The organism is Streptomyces sp. NPDC060198 (assembly GCF_042728415.1).
Taxonomy (GTDB): Bacteria; Actinomycetota; Actinomycetes; order Streptomycetales; family Streptomycetaceae; genus Streptomyces.
Map to the genome: position 1 here is coordinate 1 of NZ_JBHWZJ010000602.1, position 2,620 is coordinate 2,620.

The following is a 2,620-nucleotide window of genomic DNA, read 5'->3' on the forward strand; positions in this document are numbered from 1 at the left end:
CACGCGCGCCCGGGTCCTCGTACATGCGTGCCCGCCCGTTCGTATCCGCCGGGTGCTACGCCCCCGGGTGCCTGAGCGCGGCCACCGCTGAGGCGGCGAGGTCGTCCAGGTACCCCTTCGGCAGGCCGCTGCGGACCACCACGAGCCGCCAGTACAGCGGCCCGACGATCAGGTCCAGCGCGCGGCCGGGGTCGCTGCCCTCCGGCAGCTCGCCCCGGGCCACCGCCGCCCTGACGACGACGGCCGCGACGCCCTGCTGCGGGTCGAGGAGCGCCGCCTTGATCGTGTCGGCGATCTCCGGGTTCCGGGCCGCCTCCACGAGCAGGTCCGGGATCACCTGGGAGGCGACGGGGTGGCGCAGCGCGTACGAGGCGAGTTGGAGGACCGCCCGTACGTCCCCGTACAGCGAGCCGGTGTCGGGGGTCGGCATGCCCTGTTCGGCGACGGCCGCCACCAGGTCGAGCACCAGGTGCAGCTTGGACTTCCAGCGCCGGTAGACCGCGGTCTTGCCGACGCCCGCGCGGCGCGCGATGCCCTCCATGGACATCCGGGCGAAGCCCACCGCGGCCAGCTCTTCGAAGACGGCGCCGCGGATCGCGTCGGTCACGTCCTCGCGCAGCACGGCGGCGCCCGCCGGGGTACGGCGCCGGGGTCCGGGTTGGGTGCTCATGCCTCAAAGGATATCCGTAACGACGAAACGGTTGCGTCCCGACGCACATACGATTTACGCTCAGCGTGGCGACGAAACGGTCCCGTCCCATCGTTGTTCAGCGGTTGCCCCGCAGTTCAACGCCCGTTTCCCGCCCGTTGCGCTTGTTCTGTTCCAGCCTTCAACGCCTGTTCCCAGCCTCCGTCGAAAGCGATCGTGGTGAGCCAGACAGCAGCTCCGCCGGCCCCAGGGCCGGCCGAAACCGATCCCGCCGCACTCGCCCCGGTCTACGCGCCGGGCGAGCTGGCGGCGCTCGCCGCCCGCCACGGCCTCACCGTCAGCGGCGCCCGCCCCTCCCTCGCGTCGTACATCGCTCAGCTCTGGGGGCGCCGGCACTTCATCCTGGCGTTCGCCACGGCCAAGCTGACGGCGCAGTACAGCCAGGCGAAGCTCGGCCAGATCTGGCAGATCATGACGCCGCTGCTCAACGCCGCGGTGTACTACTTCATCTTCGGCATCCTGATGAACACCAAGCGCGGGGTCGCCGACTTCGTGCCGTTCCTCGTCACGGGTGTCTTCATCTGGACCTTCACCTCCAGCTCGATCACGGCGGGCACCCGCGCGATCAGCGGCAACATCGGGCTGGTGCGCGCCCTGCACTTCCCGCGCGCCTCGCTGCCGGTCGCGCTCGCCCTGCAGCAGCTCCAGCAGCTGCTGTTCTCGCTCGGCGCGCTCGTGCTGATCCTGCTCGTCTTCGGGCAGTACCCCAGCCCGACCTGGCTGCTCGCGATTCCCGCCCTCACTCTCCAGGCGCTGTTCAACACCGGCGTCTCGATGTTCGTGGCACGGATCACCGCGAAGACCCCGGACATCGCGCAGCTCATGCCGTTCCTGCTCCGCACCTGGATGTACGCGTCCGGCGTGATGTGGAGCCTCGACTCCCTCCTCACCGAGGACCGGGTCCCGCACTGGGTCATCGTCGCGCTGGACTGCAACCCGGCGGCCGTCTACATCGACCTGATGCGGTTCGCCCTGATCGACAGCTTCACCGGCGACCAGCTGCCCCCGCACGTATGGGCGGTGGCCACGGCGTGGGCACTGCTCTGTGCCGTCGGCGGCTTCGTGTTCTTCTGGAAGGCCGAAGAGAGGTACGGACGTGGCTGACACGACCGCGGAGCGGGAGCCCACCGTCGTCGTCGACGACGTGCACATCACCTACAAGGTCAACGGTGCCAAGGGCGGCCGGGGCAGCGCGACCTCCGCGCTCAGCCGGATCATCACCCGCCGCCAGAGTCCGGGCGTACGCGAGGTGCACGCCGTCAAGGGCGTCAGCTTCGCCGCGTACAAGGGCGAGGCGATCGGCCTCATCGGCTCGAACGGCTCCGGCAAGTCCACCCTGCTCAAGGCCATCGCCGGGCTGCTCCCGGCGACGAAGGGCAAGGTCCACACGCAGGGCCAGCCCTCGCTGCTCGGCGTGAACGCCGCGCTGATGAGCGATCTCACCGGCGAGCGGAACGTCGTGCTGGGCGGGCTGGCGATGGGCATGTCCCGCCAGGAGATCCGCGAGCGGTACGACTCCATCGTCTCCTTCTCCGGCATCAACGAGAAGGGCGACTTCATCACCCTGCCGATGCGGACGTACTCCTCCGGCATGGGCGCCCGGCTGCGGTTCTCCATCGCGGCGGCCAAGAGCCACGACGTGCTGCTGATCGACGAGGCACTCTCCACCGGTGACGCCAAGTTCCAGAACCGGAGCAAGGACCGGATCAAGGAACTCCGCCAGGAGGCCGGCACGGTCTTCCTGGTCAGCCACAGCAACAAGTCGATCCTGGAGACCTGCGACCGGGCGATCTGGCTGGAGGCGGGCGTCCTGCGGATGGACGGTCCGGCGAAGGACGTCGTCGCCGCGTACGAGCGGTTCACCAAGAAGTAGTCCCCGTTCCCACGCAAGCGGAAGGGGGGCTCCGGGCC

3 protein-coding genes are annotated in these 2,620 nt (G+C 69.7%); 2 read left to right on the forward strand and 1 reads right to left on the reverse strand.

The genetic code is table 11. The annotated features are described in order from the left end of the window. Positions 1-55: 55 nt before the first annotated feature. Positions 56-670, reverse strand: coding sequence for a TetR/AcrR family transcriptional regulator (locus tag ACFWEP_RS33955; protein WP_387376055.1), 615 nt, complete (start codon positions 668-670; stop codon positions 56-58). A gap of 195 nt (positions 671-865) precedes the next feature. On the opposite strand from ACFWEP_RS33955, the gene ACFWEP_RS33960 reads away from it, so the two are divergent. Together ACFWEP_RS33960 and ACFWEP_RS33965 are read left to right on the forward strand one after the other, a co-directional pair. Further along, positions 866-1,813 carry an ABC transporter permease gene (locus ACFWEP_RS33960; protein WP_387376057.1) on the forward strand — a complete coding sequence of 316 codons (948 nt, stop codon included), beginning with the start codon at positions 866-868 and terminating at the stop codon, positions 1,811-1,813. Beyond that, on the forward strand, positions 1,806-2,582 hold the full coding sequence (locus tag ACFWEP_RS33965; RefSeq protein WP_387376059.1) for an ABC transporter ATP-binding protein: 777 nt from the start codon (positions 1,806-1,808) through the stop codon (positions 2,580-2,582). Before ACFWEP_RS33960 ends, ACFWEP_RS33965 begins: the two co-directional genes overlap by 8 nt. Positions 2,583-2,620: the final 38 nt, after the last annotated feature.